Origin of the sequence: Myxococcus guangdongensis (genome assembly GCF_024198255.1) — a bacterium.
In the GTDB taxonomy this organism is placed as follows: domain Bacteria; phylum Myxococcota; class Myxococcia; order Myxococcales; family Myxococcaceae; genus Myxococcus; species Myxococcus guangdongensis.
This window is the reverse complement of sequence record NZ_JAJVKW010000006.1, coordinates 196,054-211,704: the sequence shown is the minus strand read 5'-3', so window position 1 is coordinate 211,704 and position 15,651 is coordinate 196,054. Positions and strand designations below refer to the sequence as shown.

The following is a 15,651-nucleotide window of genomic DNA, read 5'->3' as shown; positions in this document are numbered from 1 at the left end:
CTCGAGATACCTATTCGCGGAGCAGATGGTGGGCGTAGCTGAAGGCGAGGAGTCGGTGGAACTGCTCGACCTCGCCCAGCTTGGGGTGATTGCTGGCCTGAGCCAGGTACGGCAGACCCTTCAACGTGGACTGGATGAACGCCGTCAGCGACCACTTGGGCCCGGCTTCGATGAACAGCCGCGTGCCCTCGTCGTGCAGCTGCCGCACGTGCTGACCGAAGTGCACCGGCAGCACGTACTGCAGCGCGAGGTGCCGGGCCATGAAGCGCGAGTCCATCTCGGGCGCGTAGTAGCGCCCGTGGACGCTGGAGAGGACCGGGAGCTCCGGGGCATTCCAGGTGAGCTGCTCCAGCTCCGCGCGCAAGAGCGGCACGGCGCCGGCGATGATGCGGGAGTGGTACGCATGCGACACGGGGAGCACGCGGACCTCGAACCCGTTCGCGCGGCACCAGCGCGCGACGAACTCGACGGCCTCGACCTCGCCCGCGACGATTCCCTGCCCCGGCGCATTCTCCGCGGCCACCGTCACGTAGCCGCCCGCCTCGGGCAACACCCGGCGCAGTCGGTCGAAGTCCCCGCTGACGCTGAGCATCCTCCCAGGGGACGCCACGCGCAGCCCGGTCACCGCGCGCGTGCGGCGGTACACCGCGCGCAGCGCCTGCTCGAAGGAGAGCACCCCACTCGCGGCCAGCGCCGCGTACTCCCCGGCGCTCTGTCCCAACAGCACATCCACCCGGATGCCCTGCGCGCGGATGAGCCGGTAGAGCGCCACGTTCGCCACGAAGACGGCGGCGTGCACGGTGTCGTCATCCTGGCGATACGCGTCCTCCGTGCCAGGAGGCACCCAGAAGGTGGTCGAGAGCGGCTGCCCCGTCATCGCCGAGAAGGCGGCATCCGCCTCCGCGAGCGTGCGGGCCACCAGCGGGTACTCCACCGCGAGCTCGCGCAGCATGTTGGCGTACTGAGGCCCCTGCCCCGGAAACACCGCCGCCACCTTCCCCGTGTGGAGCTGGCGCGCGTCGCGCACGTCGTAGAAGTAGAGGCCCTGCTCCGGAAGGCTCGGCGAGCCGGTGCCCGCCAGCAACGTCCGGGCGCGCTCCAGCGCCTTGCGAGCCCCCTGCCCCCGAGGAAGCGTCATCGCCAGCCGGCACGGCAAGGACACATCGGCCCTCGGCCCACCCCGAGGGTCCATCCCCGGCTCGCGCTCGAGCGCCTGGAGCAGGTGCTCCACCTGCTGACACAGGTGCTCACGGCTCGTGCCGGAGAGCCCCAGGAACGGAGGCCGGGTCGGCTCGGCGCTCGTCACCTTCACCGCGCCCTGCGCTGGCTTGCGCGAGTACTCCTCCAGCACCGCGTGGAAGCTCGTCCCGCCCAGGCCGAAGGACGTCACGCCCGCGCGACGAAGCCCAGGCCCGTCCATCACCCAGGGCTGGACCTCCGTGGGCACCTCGAAGGACACCTGCGACCAGGGGATGCGCGGGTTGGGTGTCTCGAAGCCGATGTTCGGCGGCACCTGCTGGTGGTGCAGCGCCAGCGCGACCTTCGTCAGCGCCACGGCGCCAGCCCCCGAGTTCAGGTGACCGACATTCGATTTGACGGAGCCGAGGAACACCTTCCCCTCGGACGCAGCCCGGCCGTAGACGGCTTGATACGTCTGGACCTCGATGGGGTCACCCACGGGTGTCCCCGTGCCATGGCCCTCCACGTACTGGACGTCGGTGGCGCGGATGCCGGCCTTCTCCACCGCCCTGCGGACCGCCTGGACCTGCCCCTCCGAGGAGGGCGCCCAGATGGAGGCGTTCTTCGGGTCCGTGGCCCCGGCCACCGAGCGCACCACCGCGTAGATGCGGTCCCCCGCCGCCTCCGCGTCCGCCAGGCGCTTCACGGCGATGAGCGCCGCGCCTTCGCTCGTGATGTAGCCATCCGCCCTCGCGTCGAACGGGAACGAGCCCTTCTGCGACAGGCCGCCGAAGGAGCAGCACTGGCTCAGCGCATCCACGCCGAGCGACGCGTACATCCCCCCCACCAGCACCAGGTCACACTGCTGGGTGCGCAGCTGGTTCATCGCGATGTCCAGCGCCGCGAGGCTGGAGGCACACGCGGACTCCACCATGAGCATCGGCCCCTGGAAGTCCAGGTGGTGCGCGACACGCCCCACGGCCAGGCTGCCCAGGTATCCGAGCAACGTGTCCTCGGTGATGGGCGGCAGCTCGCGCTTGTAGAGCGCCTCGGCGGACGCTCGGAGCTTCGACGCCGTGGCCGCGTCGACGCCGTGGCGCTCGAGTTGCTCGGCGAGGCGTGCGTCGAACTCGGCGTAGTACACGCGGGCCTGCGTCTGGAACTCCCGCTCGAGCGGAGGCAGGTAGCCCATCACCACGCCCACGCGCGACGGGTCGACCTTCTCCCGCGTCGCCCCGGCATCCTCGAGCGCCTGGAGCGCGGCCTTCATCGTCCAGCTGTGGCCCCGGTCGATTTGCGAGGACATCTTCGGCGGCACGCGGATGCGCGCCTGCGGCCAGGAGCCGTCGACGATGTAGCCCGCGAGATTGGTGTAGGGCCGGACCTTGCTCTGCCGCGTGGGGTCCAGGTACCGGTCGATGGGCGCGCGCTCACTCGGAATCTCACCGATGGCGCAGCGCTTCTGGAGCAGGTTCTCCCAGAACGCCGCGGTGTTCTCCGCCTGCGGGAAGACGCCGCCCAGGCCGACGATGGCGATGGGCTCGGCCACCTGGGGCGCCGGGAGCGTGCGCGCCAGCGCCTGGTGATACGCGGGCGAGAACTCCTCCAACGTCAGGTGGTAGTTGATGCCACCGAAGCTGAACGCGCTGACGGAGGCCCGGCGCGGCCCGTCCTGCACCTCCGGCCACGGCATCCCCTGGTTGGAGATGTGGAACGCGGAGCGCGCAAGGTCGATGCCCTCCGCGGCCTCCCGGAACGAGTGCTGCGGGGGAAGGAACTTGTGGTGCAGCGCCAGGGCCGTCTTCATCAGCCCCGCCGCGCCCGAGGCCGCCTGCAGGTGGCCCGTCAGCTCCTTCACACCGCCCAGCCGGATGGCGCCGCGCCGCACCTCCGCGCCGAACACCTCCTGGAGGCTCTGGAACTCCGTGAGGTCACCCAGGTTGGTGCCGGTGGCGTGGCACTCCACGTACTGCACGTGGTGGGGCGCATAGCCCGCCTGCGCGTAGGCCCGGCGCATCGCCAGGACCTGGCCCCGCGAGTTGGGCGCCATCAACGACTTGCCCTTGCCATCCGAGGCCGCGCCGAGGCCGCGCAGCACCGCGTAGACCTTCTCGTTCCGCGCGAGCGCGTCGTCCAGGCGCCGGAGCGCGAAGACGCCGACGCCCTCGCCCAGGAGCGTCCCGTTGGCGCGGCGGTCGAACGGCGCCAGCGTGGCGTCGGACAGGCCTCCGAGCTTGCTGAACGCGATGAGGTCATGCGGGGTGAGCAGCTGACTGCACCCCGCCGCGAGCGCGACGTCGCAGTCGCCGGCGTTGAGCTGGTCGCACGCGGTCTGGATGGCGGCCAGCGCGGAGGCGTAGCCCGCGTCGACCGTGGCGTGGGGCCCCCGGAGGTTGAAGAGCTTGGCGGCTCGCCCCACCCAGACGCTGCTGAAGGAGGCGATGGCCTCGTCCTCGGTGATGCCCGCCAGCTCAGCCTCGACCTGTCGGGACGTGGCCTCGAGCAGCTCGGAGGCCAGGGAGGCGGGGAGCGCCGCCTCGGAGAGCGCCCGGGAGAGACACTCCCGCATGTCCAGCAAGCGGGTGCGCACGCGCGTGTCCGGACGAAGCCCTCCGCCCAATGAGCCCAGGGTGAAGCCGACGCGCTCCGGTGCCACCGTGTCCACCACGGCCCGTGCATCCGTGAGCGCCTGCGCCGTCGCCTCCAGGAACGCGAGCTGCGTGCGGTGCATGTCCTGCGCGACCTTCGGAGGGATGCGGTACTTCCGATAGTCGAGCGTCAGCTCGTCCAACGGCGCGGCGTGCCTGCAGTACGTGCGGTCCGCGGCCGTGCGGTCCGCCGCGTAATACCCGTCCAACCGCAGCTCACGCCCGGTCAGCTCCCGAATGGCCGTGGGCCCCGAAAGCACCCGCTCCCAGAACGCCTGGGGATTGGCTGCCTTTGGGAAGACGGCACCGATGCCGACAATGGCAATCGGCCGAAAAAGGCGCTCCTCCATGAATACCCTCGGACGTCCCCAATGGATGCGCTCGGCGAGCGCCGGGCCAATGCCTTGTCGCAAGCGCACGGGCCCTCCCCTCGATTACAAGGTAGACGAGATTGTTCAAGCAGATCAATCCCTCCTTTCATTTCCTCCCTCGGACACATGGCCTTTCACGAGGGCGGAATTTGTAGCGCGGAGAGACACACGCATTTCACCCACTCTGAGAATGTCACTGCCCCGCGACAGACACACGCGGTGACATCAATGACACATCAGACACCATCAGGTCGGCCCATCCCGCGCGCGCCGCCCCACCCCTGACCTCCGTCTCCCCTCGGAGAATCCATACATCGCGTGGCGCCCCGTGGGGACGTCATGGATTGTCTCCGCCCTGCCCTGGGGTCCCACCCGGCTCAGGGCCGGGTTTCGGCGGAGCCCGGCGCGGCGGCCGCGGGCGCCTGGGGCAGCTTCTTCAGCAGGTCGATGTTCGGCCCGCCGACGGCCAGCAGGGTGCCAGCGATGTACTTGCTGGCATGGCGCCGGGGCAGGCCGCGCATCCACGTCGGCTGCTCGGGCATGGCGCCGCCGGTGGGCTGACGGTCGTCGATGGTGACGCCGCGCTCCCACAGCATCGTCAGCATCGAGGTGGGACAGGGCGTGGCCAGCTCCTTCTGGAGCTCCGCGTAGGCCGCGCGATACGACGGCTCTGCGACGGGCTGGAGGTACCTCGCCGAGTTGCTGGCCTCGACCAGCCCGGTGCAGCGGGTGATGGCCGAGCCGCAGGTGCGCGCCTTCCGCGCCACGTCCACGGGCGCGACGATGCTGGAGAACGACGTGCTCGCCCAGAACACGGCGCGCATCCGGTCGCCCTGCGCCTGGGGCATCGGCGTCCACTCGGCGGGAGGCTGCTTCATCAGCGCGTGCGCCTTGCGCTCCTGCGCGAGCAGGGCATTGCCAATCATCGCGCCGAGGATGGTGTCCGTCCGGTACGACAGCCACGCCAGGTGGCGCACGTCCCGGGCCGCTTCCAGGGGCTGCCCCGTCTTCAGGCCGTGGAGGAGCCGGAACTTGGACCACTCCAGCAGGGAGATGAAGTTGGGCACCGGGGCCGTCATCATGTTGTACGGCTCCGCATGCCGGAACGGGAGGTTTTGCGTGATGTCCCACCGGTCGAAGCGCTGGAGCTCGCGCATCCAGTCGAAGCGCAGCGACGACAGGTCCGGGTCCGCGGCGGCCCACTCCTCCAAGCTCTTCTTCTCCTTCAGGTGCGCGGGGAGCTGGAGCGGTGAGTCCGCGGGCATCGCCGGCCCCGGGTTTTCCCAGTGCACCCAGGCGTTGAGCACGGGGCCCGCGTCCCCCTGAGGGCGCGACTCGTGGAACCACGGGTCGGCCGCGAGCTTCGCCTGCTCCCGGCAGAACAGGTCCACGTGCGCGATGACGTCCTGTCGCTGCGCGTCCAGCGTGGGCTCGTATTGCGAGCGCATGAACAGGTCGAACGCGACCAGCGCGCCGACGAGGAGCACGACGAGGCCGCTGATGAACCAGACCAGCACTCGCGACACGCTTCCTCGGACCCGCCGCACGTTCGGACGCATGTCTCGACTCTAGCAATCCCTCGCACTTCCTTAAATGTCAAATAGTCAACTTAGTCCAATTTTACGGCTATTTACGGTTTAGGCCAGGGAGATGCTCCTGGGGCGTCGCGCGGTGGCGTGGGAATCCAGGCCGTCGGCGCACTCCCCGTGGTCAGAGACGAGAGGGTCTCATGTTCAAGAAGGCAGCAGTCTTCGCTGTCACCTGTGGTGCGTTGTGGGTCGGCTGCGGTGTCGACCCGGAGATGGAGAACGAGGAGATCGTCTCCAACCTCGTGGAGGCCGGCTTCCGCGTCGACGACATCCTGGTCGCCGACGGCAAGGTGTACGTCGGCCGTGACGCGCACGTCACGCTGGAGGCCTCCCGGGAGATGCTCCAGTTCCAGGACGAGAGCAAGGAGCAGTACCGCACGACGAACCAGGTGGGCACGGACGTGACGAAGATTTGCGTCAACTCCACCGCCACGTTCGACAGCTACAGCATGCTGAGCCAGGGCCTGGACCTGGCCATCGCCAACTACAACGAGCGAGGGCTGCGCCTCACCTTCGCGCGCGGACCGAGCACCGGCTGTACGGCGAACATCATCGCGCAGACGACGACGGGAACGGGCGGCTCGGCGGGTTTCCCCTCGGGCGGACTGCCCTACGGCATCATCAACATCGGCACCGGCCTGCAGAACTACAGCGCGGACGTGAACGAGCACGTCATCACGCACGAGCTGGGGCATGCCATCGGCTTCCGTCACTCGGACTACTACAACCGCAGCATCAGCTGCGGCGCCGGTGGTGACGAGGGCGACGCGGGCGTCGGCGCCATCCACATCCCGGGCACGCCGACGACGGCCGTCGAGGGCGGCTCCGTCATGAACTCCTGCTTCCGTTCGACGGAGACGGGCGAGTGGACCAGCTCCGACATCACCGCGCTGGACGCCCTCTACGGCACGGGGGGTGGCGTCGCGGCCTGCTCCACCTACAACTTCACCTCCTACCGTGGGCAGAACGGGACGCAGGTTCGCTGCAGCTGCCCGGCCACCACCAGCGGCTCGGTCTGGGGCACGGACATCTACACGGATGACTCGAATGTCTGCGCGGCCGGCGTGCACGCGGGGGCGATTCCCTCCAGCGGTGGCACGGTGACGGTCGTCATCGAGCCGGGCCAGAGCAGCTACACGGCCAGCACCCGCAACGGCATCACCTCGTCGTCCTACGGCTCCTGGGTGGGGAGCTTCTCGTTCACCAACACGACGCCCGTGCAGGCCTGCTCCAACTACAACTTCACGACCTACCGCGGGCAGAACGGGACGCAGGTTCGCTGCAGCTGCCCGGCCACCACCAGCGGCTCGGTGTGGGGGACGGACATCTACACGGATGACTCGAACGCCTGCGCGGCGGCGGTGCACGCGGGGGTGATTCCCTCCAGCGGTGGCACGGTGACGGTCGTCATCCAGCCGGGCCAGAGCAGCTACACGGCCAGCACCCGCAACGGCATCACCTCGTTCTCCTACGGCTCCTGGGTGGGGAGCTTCACGTTCACCGGCGTGACGCCCGTGCAGGCCTGCTCCACCTACAACTTCACGACCTACCGCGGGCAGAACGGGAAGCAGATTCGCTGCAGCTGCCCGGCCACCACCAGCGGTACGGTGTGGGGGACGGACCTCTACACGGATGACTCGAACGCCTGCGCGGCCGGCGTGCACGCGGGCTCCATCCCCTCCAGCGGCGGCACGATGACGGTCGTCATCCAGCCGGGCCAGAGCAGCTACACGGCCAGCACCCGCAACGGCATCACCTCGCTGTCCTACGGCTCCTGGGTGGGGAGCTTCTCCACCAGTCCGTAGTCATCGACAAGGCGCGGGCCGGAGGTGACGTGCTGAAGCGCACCGCCGGCGTTCGGGCCAGGGTCCTCCGGGAGCACCGCTTCCCGGAGGACCGCATGCGCGGCCCTCAGCAAGTCCTTCGCCGGGTGCGCCCCGCTGGCACGCGAAGCGCCCGTCGTCGCGGCTCGGGTTCGGCGATACGTCGTCCAGATGCGCGCTTCGGCTCGCTCAGGGCGCGACCTGCGAAGTGGGCAGCTTCGAGAAGACGGAGCCCGCGGCCCGCGGCGAGATGCGTTGATACCGCGCATAGGCGTCCACGAGCGCCGCGCGCAGGGCCTTCGGCTCCGTGGGCCCATGGCGCGCCACGGTGGTGGCCAGCGCCTCCAGCAGATAGGCCTCGGGCGCCATCAGCGTCCTCGTGAGCGCGATGGGGCTCGCGCCCAGCGCCTTCAACACCGGTCCGAAGTACTGCTCGCTCATGCAGGCCAGGACGACCACGGGCCTGGGCGTGGCGTCCGGCGGGGCTTTCACCTGGGGAGGCTCGCGGTCCATGAGCCGGTCGTGCCCGGCCCACACCAGCAGGTCGGCGCGACTGGCGCCCGCCGCCGCACGCAGGAAGTCCTCCAGCGCCGTGTCGATGGCGTCGCCCGCATAGGCATGGAGTCGCAGTCTCACGGGCCGCTCCCCCTTCGCGGGGGTCCGCTCCAGGACGAGCTCACGCAGCACCACGGAGCCCTCGGGCCCCGGCTCGCGACTCACCACCTTGAAGCCCGGAGCCCGCGAGAGGTATCGCTCCGCGCCGTACATCGCGCCCCAGTAGAGGTTCGTCTCCAGCGCGCGCGGCGCTCCCGCGGGAGCCCGGCCACAATCAATCAGCGCGTTGTCACACAGCGGGACGAAGACCTCGACCTCCACGGGAGGCACGGCCAGCAGGGTCAGCATCACGAGGGTCAGCACACGCGGCCTCCAGGGGCATCGTCCTGAGACACCCCTGGCCCCGCGCTTCGTTCCGCGGCGCGTGGAGTCACGCCGCTCGCCCTTTCAGGTGGCTCAGCCGCCTCGCCGGCCCGACACGCGCTTCGCCGAGAGCACACCGGCCAGGGCCATCACCATCCCCCCCGCGAGCGGCACCACGAGCAACCCCACGCGCAGTCCCGCCGCGTCGGCGATGAGCCCCACGACGGGGGGCGACAGCAGGAACCCCAATCGCATCAACCAGCTCACCACCGTCAGCCCCGTACCCGGCCGCAACCCAGGCAGCTCGTCCGCGCCGTGCATCGCCGCGGGCACCAACGTGGCGACCCCGAAGCCCGCGAACGCGAACCCCACGATGGTCGCGGGCACGGAGGGGAGCAACAGCGCGCCCCCCATCCCCAGCGCCGCGAGCGCGCCCCCCGTCCGCGCCACGGCCCGCTGGCCGAAGCGGTCGACGAGCCTGTCCCCGAACAACCGCCCGATGAACTGCGCGCCCACCAGCGCCACATAACCAAACGAGGCCACCGCGGCGCTCGCGCCGAGCGTGCCCGAGAGATACACCGCCGCCCACGTCATCCCCGCGTCCTCGACGAGCACGCCGCTCGCGGCAATCAACGTCAGCGCGGCCATCGAGAGCATCAGCGGCCATCGCCCCGTCCCCCGCTTCGTCGCGGCGCCCTCCACGTGCGCGTCGGGCGAGGACACATCGCTGGACTCGGGCCCGGGCAACAGGAAGCGCAGGGCCGTCAGCGAGACCGCGGAGAAGAGCAGCGCGGAGAAGCCGAGGTGGAGCCCCCGCGGCACGGCGAGCCCCGCCGCGAGCCCGCCCATCAATCCTCCCACCACCGCGCCGACACTCCACAGCGCGTGGAACGAATTGAGGATGGAGCGGCCATAGAGGCGCTGCACCCTGAGCCCGTGCGCGTTCTGCGCCACGTCGGTGATGGCGTCCATGCTGCCCGCCAGGAAGAGCATCGTGGCGAGCGACAGCCACGAGGGCGCGAGCCCCGCGAACAGCAGGCCCAGACCGGTGAGCATGGTTCCGGCGACGGCGACCCGGGAGGAGCGGAAGCGGCGGATGAGCGCGCCGGCGGCGAGCCCCGCCATCAAGGCGCCGAAGGGGAAGGACGCGACGGCGAGCCCGTACTGGGCATTGCTGAGCCCCAGGTCCGCCTTGATCTGCGGATAGCGCGGCAACAGGTTCGCCAGGATGGCGCCGTTGGTGAGGAACAGGGCCGCCACGGCGGCGCGGGCCGCCCGGTGCGCTCGGAGCACCGACGGAGCAGATGCGGGAGTCATGAGGAGAGGGCTCTAGGGGGAGAGGAATCGAAGCACGGCGTCGCGCGTGACGTCGCGGCCGTGCGGTGTGGCATCCAGGCTGACGTGGATGAACAACCCTTCAATCAGCGCATCGAGCTTGTGGGCCGTGCGCGCATCGACGTGTCGTTCGAGCACCGCGCGGCTGCGGCGCATCCATTCGTGGGTGATCTGCCGGAAGGCGGGCTTCCGGGCCGCGAGGGTGTAGAGCTCCAGCGTGAGCACCAGGTCATCCGGCCCGGCCACCAGGTCCTCGTGCACCAGCGCGACGATGGCCGAGGCCAACTGCTCGCGGCGGACCACCGCGGAGAGGCGCGCCGTGAAGCGCTCGCTGACCCGCTCGGCGAAGCGGGTGAAGGCCTCGCGCAGGAGCTCATCCATGCTGGTGAAGTGGTAGGTCATCGACCCCAGGGGCACGCCCGCCCGCTCGGCGACGCGTCGATGTGACGTCCCCGCCACGCCGCCCTCCGCGATGACGGCGAGCGCGGCGTTGATGATGCGGTCGCGGCGGTCGGGGTCGTGGCGGCGGGGCATCGGCTTCCAGGAACGGGGCGCCAGGAAATCCGGCATGTGTACGTTCGTACATATCGACACCGAGCGGTACGTCTTTCTTCCCGGCAAAGCGCACCCGGTCCGGTGAGCAACACCGACCCGAGGCTCGAGCGCTCCATGGATTGCCGGAGCTCCAAGCCAACACCAGGATTCGCCCCTCGTCGTGCCAGGGCCATCCCATGACTTCCAGGCTGTATGTGTGTCTTCTCGCCATCCTGACCCTGCCCTCCCGGGTCTTGGCGGAGTCGTTCGACCGGGTCTTCACCTACGAGGCCGAGACCGAACTCCACCACGCCGTGGGCCAGGCAGACGGCGACGGCTGGTCCGCGAACACGGCGTCCCCCACGCGAGGGACGCTCGTCCACGGCCCCTATGCAACGAATTGGGGCGCGGGTGCGGGCCAGGCGGTCTTCCGCGTCATGATTGACGACAACACGGCGGACAATGTGCCCGTCGCGGTCCTGGATGTCTTCTGTCACGACAGCAACCGCGTCCTCGTGAGCAAGGAGGTGCTGCGGCGTGATTTCAACCAGCCCCTCACCTACCAGGACTTCACCCTCTGGTTCGACCTGCAGCCCTGCGCCGACCAGCGCATGGAGGTCCGGCTGCACTGGCTCGCGCGGGCCTACCTGAACATCGACAAGGTCACGGTGCGGCTCGATGACTTCACCCCGGGCGAGCCCCAGGTGTTGAACTTCACCAGGAGCTCGCCCGCGCACGTGAAGACGCTGGTCCGGCGCGCCCTCCAGGGGCTGGGGTTCGGCACCTACGAGCCGCCCCCCGCGACGCCCCGGCGGGATGGACCGAACGCCGGGGACCTGGTCTTCGTCGGCAGACACTACCTGGCCTGGATCGACCAGACCGGCTTCTACGGGAAGATGAACGCCCTCTGGCTGCTCAACGGCGCGGAGGCAGACGCGCTGGGGTTCGTCCATGAAGAGCCCACCACGCGCCGCCCGGTGAGCTTCCTGGGCGTGGCCGAGGACGGCAACGGCGCCTGGCTTCCGGGCTACAGCGGCGCGGAGCACTACGAGCTGCCCCATGAGTTTCCCGAGCCCGGCGAGGACCGCAACGGGAACGGCCAGTGCGACACCAACGAGGCCTGCACGGGCAGCGCCTGTGTCCGCACCATCTGCAACTGGTACAGCCTCAACGAGGCGGCGGCCGTCACCGACCCCAACGTGCCCCACTGGACGGCGTGCGCGCGCAACCGCATGGCCTGGGCCCGGCGCGTCCGCCCCACGCTCCAGGAAGAAGGCGAGACCTCGCTCCGGCTGGTCTACGAGGCGCCCATCACCAAGGAGTCGGATGGGGGCAGGGATGGCGCGACGGACGGAGACCTCTGCCACCAGGACTACCTCTTCGCCGACGGCATCCGGCGCCCCGTGTTCCTCCGGCTCGGCTACGTCCTGCATGCGGACCGGCCGTTCTTCGACCGGACCTACCAGCTCGACAATCCGGCCGGGAACCCGGCCTTCGGCCAGGAGGTGTGGTCCGTGATTGGAGGACTCGTCCTCTCGAAGCTGCCCGCCTCGCAGCCGGCCAAGGCGGCCCTGTTCCACACCGTGCGCCCGGAGCTGCGCGACGTCTCCGGGCCCGTGCCGCCCTACACGTTCCCAGCGGGGCAATGGACCGCGCGTCCCGCCAAGGCCACGGCGGACGAGGCCTGGGGATGGCTCGCCACCCCCATCTCCTGGAGCGCGCGCGGGCGGGCCTCGTACGGGGACTCGTTGAAGCTGGAGCTGCTGGGCCCCGCCGACAATGACGACACCGGCTTCTGCCTTTGCAACACCCACGGAGGGATGGAGATTGGCGGAGGGGTGCTGCACCGAGGTGTCTCGCTGCCCATCGAGGGCGGCACCCGGACCCTCGAGACCACGCGGCGCATCTCGTTCCCCTCCGAGCACGCCCTCCCCTTCGTCCACGAGGCGGAGGGTGAATCACTCTTCAAGCTCGTGGGTCGAGGCGAGGCGGATGGCTGGTCCGCCAACACCGCGGAGGACCCGCCGGGCTGGCTCATCCACGGGCCCTATGCCAGCCATTGGGGGGACGGCCCCAAGACGGCGGTCTTCCGGCTGATGGTCGACTCCGTCGTGACGGGGGGCAACGTGGTGAGTCTCGATGTCTACGATGCGACGGCGGGCCAGGTCATCGCGAAGCGAGTCCTGTCCCGGGCCGCCTTCACCCAGCCCTTCATGTTCCACGACTTCAGCCTGGGCTTCTCGTTGGACGGCCGGCTGGGTCACGCCATCGAGACCCGCGTGTACTGGCATGACATCTCGTACGTGAAGGTCGACCGGATCTCCGTGACGGACCGGTAGTGCCCGCGTGGACCGCACGCCCGACCGGGACGGGGCCCCCCGCCCATGTCCACCCGTCCCGGTCAGGACTCCTGAGGACTACCGCCGGATGCTCACCGTCACGGACGAGTACACATGGACGGTGTTCCCCCCGGACTGGATGGCGGTGCGCTCGTAGGCCACCGGCTTGATGAAGAGCCCCTGCGCTTCGTGCTCGTTCTGGTTCGTGGCGATGAAGCGCGAAATCACCGTGGTGCCCATGGACATGCCCATGCAGCCCACGCATCGGGGCGCGCGGTACACCATCACCGTGCCGCCCTCGATCTGGTTCACGTCGTTGAACCGCGGCTTCGGCACGGCGATGAACAGCCGCTGGTCCGTCCCGGGGATGTCCCAGACCGCGCCCAGCCGATGGTCGCCCTGCGCGCTGGTGAGCTCGGTGTTGCCGCCCACCGGACGGAGCTTGACCAGGACGGTGCCGCCGTTGTCGACGACCGAGTTCACCTTCTGCAGCTCCTCCTTCTTCGTCCAGCCCAGCCAGTGCAGCTGCGGGAGGTTGTAGTTGTCCGAGGGGAAGCTGCCCATGAAGGTGCTCGCGTCGCCGTAGTGTTTGACCTCTCCCGTCGCCGGGTTGCGCGTGTTGCCGTGCGCGAGCCCCAGGACGTGGCCGACCTCGTGGGCGTAGTCACGGAACAGGCCGCCCTTGAGGTAGACGGAGCGCGAGCCCGCGTTGGAGGTGGAGCACATCCCGCTGGGCATCGAGTACACGGTGAGGAACGCGTTCGACCGGGCCTTCTGGACCGCCTGGCTCTTCGCCGTCTTGCAGACCGCGCTCGTCACCTCCACGGTCTGCGACGCGACAACCTCCAGGCTCACCTGGCCCCGCGACGCCACGTCGAAGAAGTCGTACAGGCCGCGGACGCTGTTGCGGATGGTGGTCAACGAGGGAGTGGTCCGCCCCGGGTAGGTGACGCGGACCACCTTGACGGTGTGCTTCTTGTTGATGCTGGCCAGCCGGGCGTTGTCGTTCTCCACGCACTGGGGCTCCGAGGCGGAGCAGGTGTAGCGGTAGGGCGAGGCGGGCGCCGTGACATCCTGGATGCGGTACGAGAGCACCGCGCCGTCCGCGCTCGCGCCACTGGCGAACGTCGTCTCACACAGGTTCGCGTCCGTTTCGACGGTCACCGAGTCCCCGGCGCAGTTCGCCCCCGCGTAGAGCGTCACCGACTTGCCGATGGACACCTCGAAGAACGAGGCCCCCGCGTTCGGCCCGAGCGCATGGCAGCCGTTGGCCGACGCCTCGTGGATCAGCGGAGGCCCGCCCTGGCAGCTGTCGAACACGCGGACCAGGGGCGTGGTGGAGAGCAGCTGCGCCCTCAGCGCGGGCCAGTTGGCCACGGTGCAGTTGTCCGACTGCACCTCCTCCAGGAAGTGGCCGTCGTCGAGCTCCGGGTGCGAGGACACGTCGCACGCGTCGTACAGGTCGCTCCAGTGGTCCCAGTCGCACGTCCCCGCGTTGACGTACGTCTCGATACAGGTGAGCGCCGCCGGGAGCGAAAGAGAGGCCGCCTGGCGGGACAGCTCTTCGCCCGGGAGCTCCGAGGGCTCCTGCTCCGCACCGCTGCAACCCGCGACCCATGCTCCGCACAGCAGGACGCCCGTCATGGACAGCTTGCGCATACCGCTCCCTTTCGCGGCCCGGGCCGGGGGGCGCCAGGACACGTGTTCAGTCGGGGTGATTGTGGAGTTCCAGCTCTTACACGGAGTTGGAACAAAAAACCATCCGTTCAATATGGTTTCTGGGGCGAAGTCCACGCAACTCCGGCGCGGTGATCGCGATAATCCCCGCAAGTTCCTCTTTTTTTGAATTCGTGAGGCCCCGCCATGGGTTTCGACATCCGCAAGACCTTCAACACCGTCCGTACGAACGTCCAGAAGACGGTGCAGGACGTCAAGAAGACCGTTGAGGACAACAAGGAGCTCGTCAAGGGCACCACGACGGCCGCCACCCAGAGCATCCGGGCGTTCGGGTTCGGCAAGGACGCCTTCCAGCAGATCAAGAACGTCAAGAACGGCGCCGAGGGCCTGCTGACGGGCAAGAACCTCGACTTCGTCAGCAACCCCACCTTCAAGCCGGGCGAGTTCAAGGGCCTGACGAAGCTGGGCGCCAACATGAAGGCCTTCGCGCGCCACATGGGCATCCCCGGGGCGCTGGCGGCGGGTGGCACGGCCATCAAGGACATCCGCCAGGCCATCCGCACGGGCAGCAAGGACGACATCCTCGCCGCCACGCGCTCCTCGCTGGACGCCACCAAGGCGGGCCTGACGGCCGCGACGGGCGGCATCGTCGGCGGCAAGGTGACGGGCGGCCTGCTCGGCGGCACCGTCTTCAAGGAGAAGCTGGACGCGGGGAAGAAGGCCGTCGACGCGTTCAAGAAGACGCTCCCCAACGCCAGCGACGACGTGCTCAAGGCCGTCAAGAACGCGGCCACCACCAGCCTCTTCGAGGGTGGCACGACCAAGGGCGTGAGCCGGGCCGTCAAGGCCGCCGCCTCCGAGACGGCGAAGGCGACCAGCACCCTGGCCCAGGGCCTGGGCACCGGGCCGCGCACGGCCGCCAAGGCGCTCTTGAAGACGGCGGGCTCCGAGGCCGGTGAGGCCGCGCTGAAGCAGGGCGCGAAGGCCGCCGCCGGCACCGCCGCCAAGACGCTGGGCCGCTTCGCCCCGGGCGTCAACGTGGCCATCGCCGCGGTCGACGTGGCCAACGCGGGCGCGACGCTGATGGACAGGAACGCGAGCACCGGCAAGAAGGTGACGTCGGTCATCACCGCGGTGGGCTCCATCGCCGCGGCCACCAACATCCCCATCGTCAGCCAGGTGGGCGCCGCGGTCTCCACGGTGTCCAGCATCGTGGGCGCCTTCTTCTAGAAAAGCGG

At 69.5% G+C, this 15,651-nt stretch carries 9 protein-coding genes; 3 read left to right on the top strand and 6 right to left on the bottom strand.

Annotated features, from left to right (window positions below; genetic code table 11):
* Positions 1–10 precede the first annotated feature (10 nt).
* Positions 11–4,177 (bottom strand): type I polyketide synthase, encoded by a 4,167-nt coding sequence (locus LXT21_RS20345; RefSeq protein ID WP_254039802.1) that lies wholly within the window; start codon positions 4,175–4,177, stop codon positions 11–13.
* Between the two features lie 398 nt (positions 4,178–4,575).
* Positions 4,576–5,757, bottom strand: a complete 1,182-nt coding sequence (locus LXT21_RS20340) for a hypothetical protein (protein WP_254039801.1) — start codon at positions 5,755–5,757, stop codon at positions 4,576–4,578.
* A gap of 170 nt (positions 5,758–5,927) precedes the next feature.
* On the opposite strand from LXT21_RS20340, the gene LXT21_RS45400 reads away from it, so the two are divergent.
* The gene (locus tag LXT21_RS45400) at positions 5,928–7,592 is read left to right on the top strand and encodes a M57 family metalloprotease (RefSeq protein WP_323394733.1); all 1,665 of its coding nucleotides are present in this window, start codon (positions 5,928–5,930) and stop codon (positions 7,590–7,592) included.
* A gap of 207 nt (positions 7,593–7,799) precedes the next feature.
* Here LXT21_RS45400 and LXT21_RS20325 read toward each other — a convergent pair whose 3' ends face one another.
* The 3 genes from LXT21_RS20325 to LXT21_RS20315 all read right to left on the bottom strand — a co-directional run bounded on the left by LXT21_RS20325 (position 7,800) and on the right by LXT21_RS20315 (position 10,433).
* Positions 7,800–8,528, bottom strand: coding sequence for a hypothetical protein (locus LXT21_RS20325; RefSeq protein WP_254039800.1), 729 nt, complete (start codon positions 8,526–8,528; stop codon positions 7,800–7,802).
* A gap of 93 nt (positions 8,529–8,621) precedes the next feature.
* On the bottom strand, positions 8,622–9,845 hold the full coding sequence (locus tag LXT21_RS20320; RefSeq protein ID WP_254039799.1) for an MFS transporter: 1,224 nt from the start codon (positions 9,843–9,845) through the stop codon (positions 8,622–8,624).
* A gap of 12 nt (positions 9,846–9,857) precedes the next feature.
* The gene (locus tag LXT21_RS20315; protein ID WP_254039798.1) at positions 9,858–10,433 is read right to left on the bottom strand and encodes a TetR/AcrR family transcriptional regulator; all 576 of its coding nucleotides are present in this window, start codon (positions 10,431–10,433) and stop codon (positions 9,858–9,860) included.
* A 161-nt stretch (positions 10,434–10,594) separates the two neighbouring features.
* Here LXT21_RS20315 and LXT21_RS20310 point away from each other — a divergent pair, with 161 nt between their 5' ends.
* Positions 10,595–12,736, top strand: coding sequence for a hypothetical protein (locus tag LXT21_RS20310; protein ID WP_254039797.1), 2,142 nt, complete (start codon positions 10,595–10,597; stop codon positions 12,734–12,736).
* 78 nt (positions 12,737–12,814) lie between these two features.
* Here LXT21_RS20310 and LXT21_RS20305 read toward each other — a convergent pair whose 3' ends face one another.
* Positions 12,815–14,395: a hypothetical protein gene (locus LXT21_RS20305; RefSeq protein ID WP_254039796.1), complete on the bottom strand. Its 1,581-nt coding sequence runs from the start codon at positions 14,393–14,395 to the stop codon at positions 12,815–12,817.
* A 204-nt stretch (positions 14,396–14,599) separates the two neighbouring features.
* Between LXT21_RS20305 and LXT21_RS20300 the strand changes: the two genes are divergently transcribed.
* Positions 14,600–15,643 (top strand): hypothetical protein, encoded by a 1,044-nt coding sequence (locus LXT21_RS20300; protein WP_254039795.1) that lies wholly within the window; start codon positions 14,600–14,602, stop codon positions 15,641–15,643.
* Positions 15,644–15,651: the final 8 nt, after the last annotated feature.

Coding starts and splice junctions, on each gene's coding strand:
- LXT21_RS20345 (WP_254039802.1), bottom strand. CDS start 4,177: ATGGAGGAGCGCCTTTTTCGGCCGATTGCCATTGTCGGCATCGGTGCC.
- LXT21_RS20340 (WP_254039801.1), bottom strand. CDS start 5,757: ATGCGTCCGAACGTGCGGCGGGTCCGAGGAAGCGTGTCGCGAGTGCTG.
- LXT21_RS45400 (WP_323394733.1), top strand. CDS start 5,928: ATGTTCAAGAAGGCAGCAGTCTTCGCTGTCACCTGTGGTGCGTTGTGG.
- LXT21_RS20320 (WP_254039799.1), bottom strand. CDS start 9,845: ATGACTCCCGCATCTGCTCCGTCGGTGCTCCGAGCGCACCGGGCGGCC.
- LXT21_RS20315 (WP_254039798.1), bottom strand. CDS start 10,433: ATGCCGGATTTCCTGGCGCCCCGTTCCTGGAAGCCGATGCCCCGCCGC.
- LXT21_RS20310 (WP_254039797.1), top strand. CDS start 10,595: ATGACTTCCAGGCTGTATGTGTGTCTTCTCGCCATCCTGACCCTGCCC.
- LXT21_RS20305 (WP_254039796.1), bottom strand. CDS start 14,395: ATGCGCAAGCTGTCCATGACGGGCGTCCTGCTGTGCGGAGCATGGGTC.
- LXT21_RS20300 (WP_254039795.1), top strand. CDS start 14,600: ATGGGTTTCGACATCCGCAAGACCTTCAACACCGTCCGTACGAACGTC.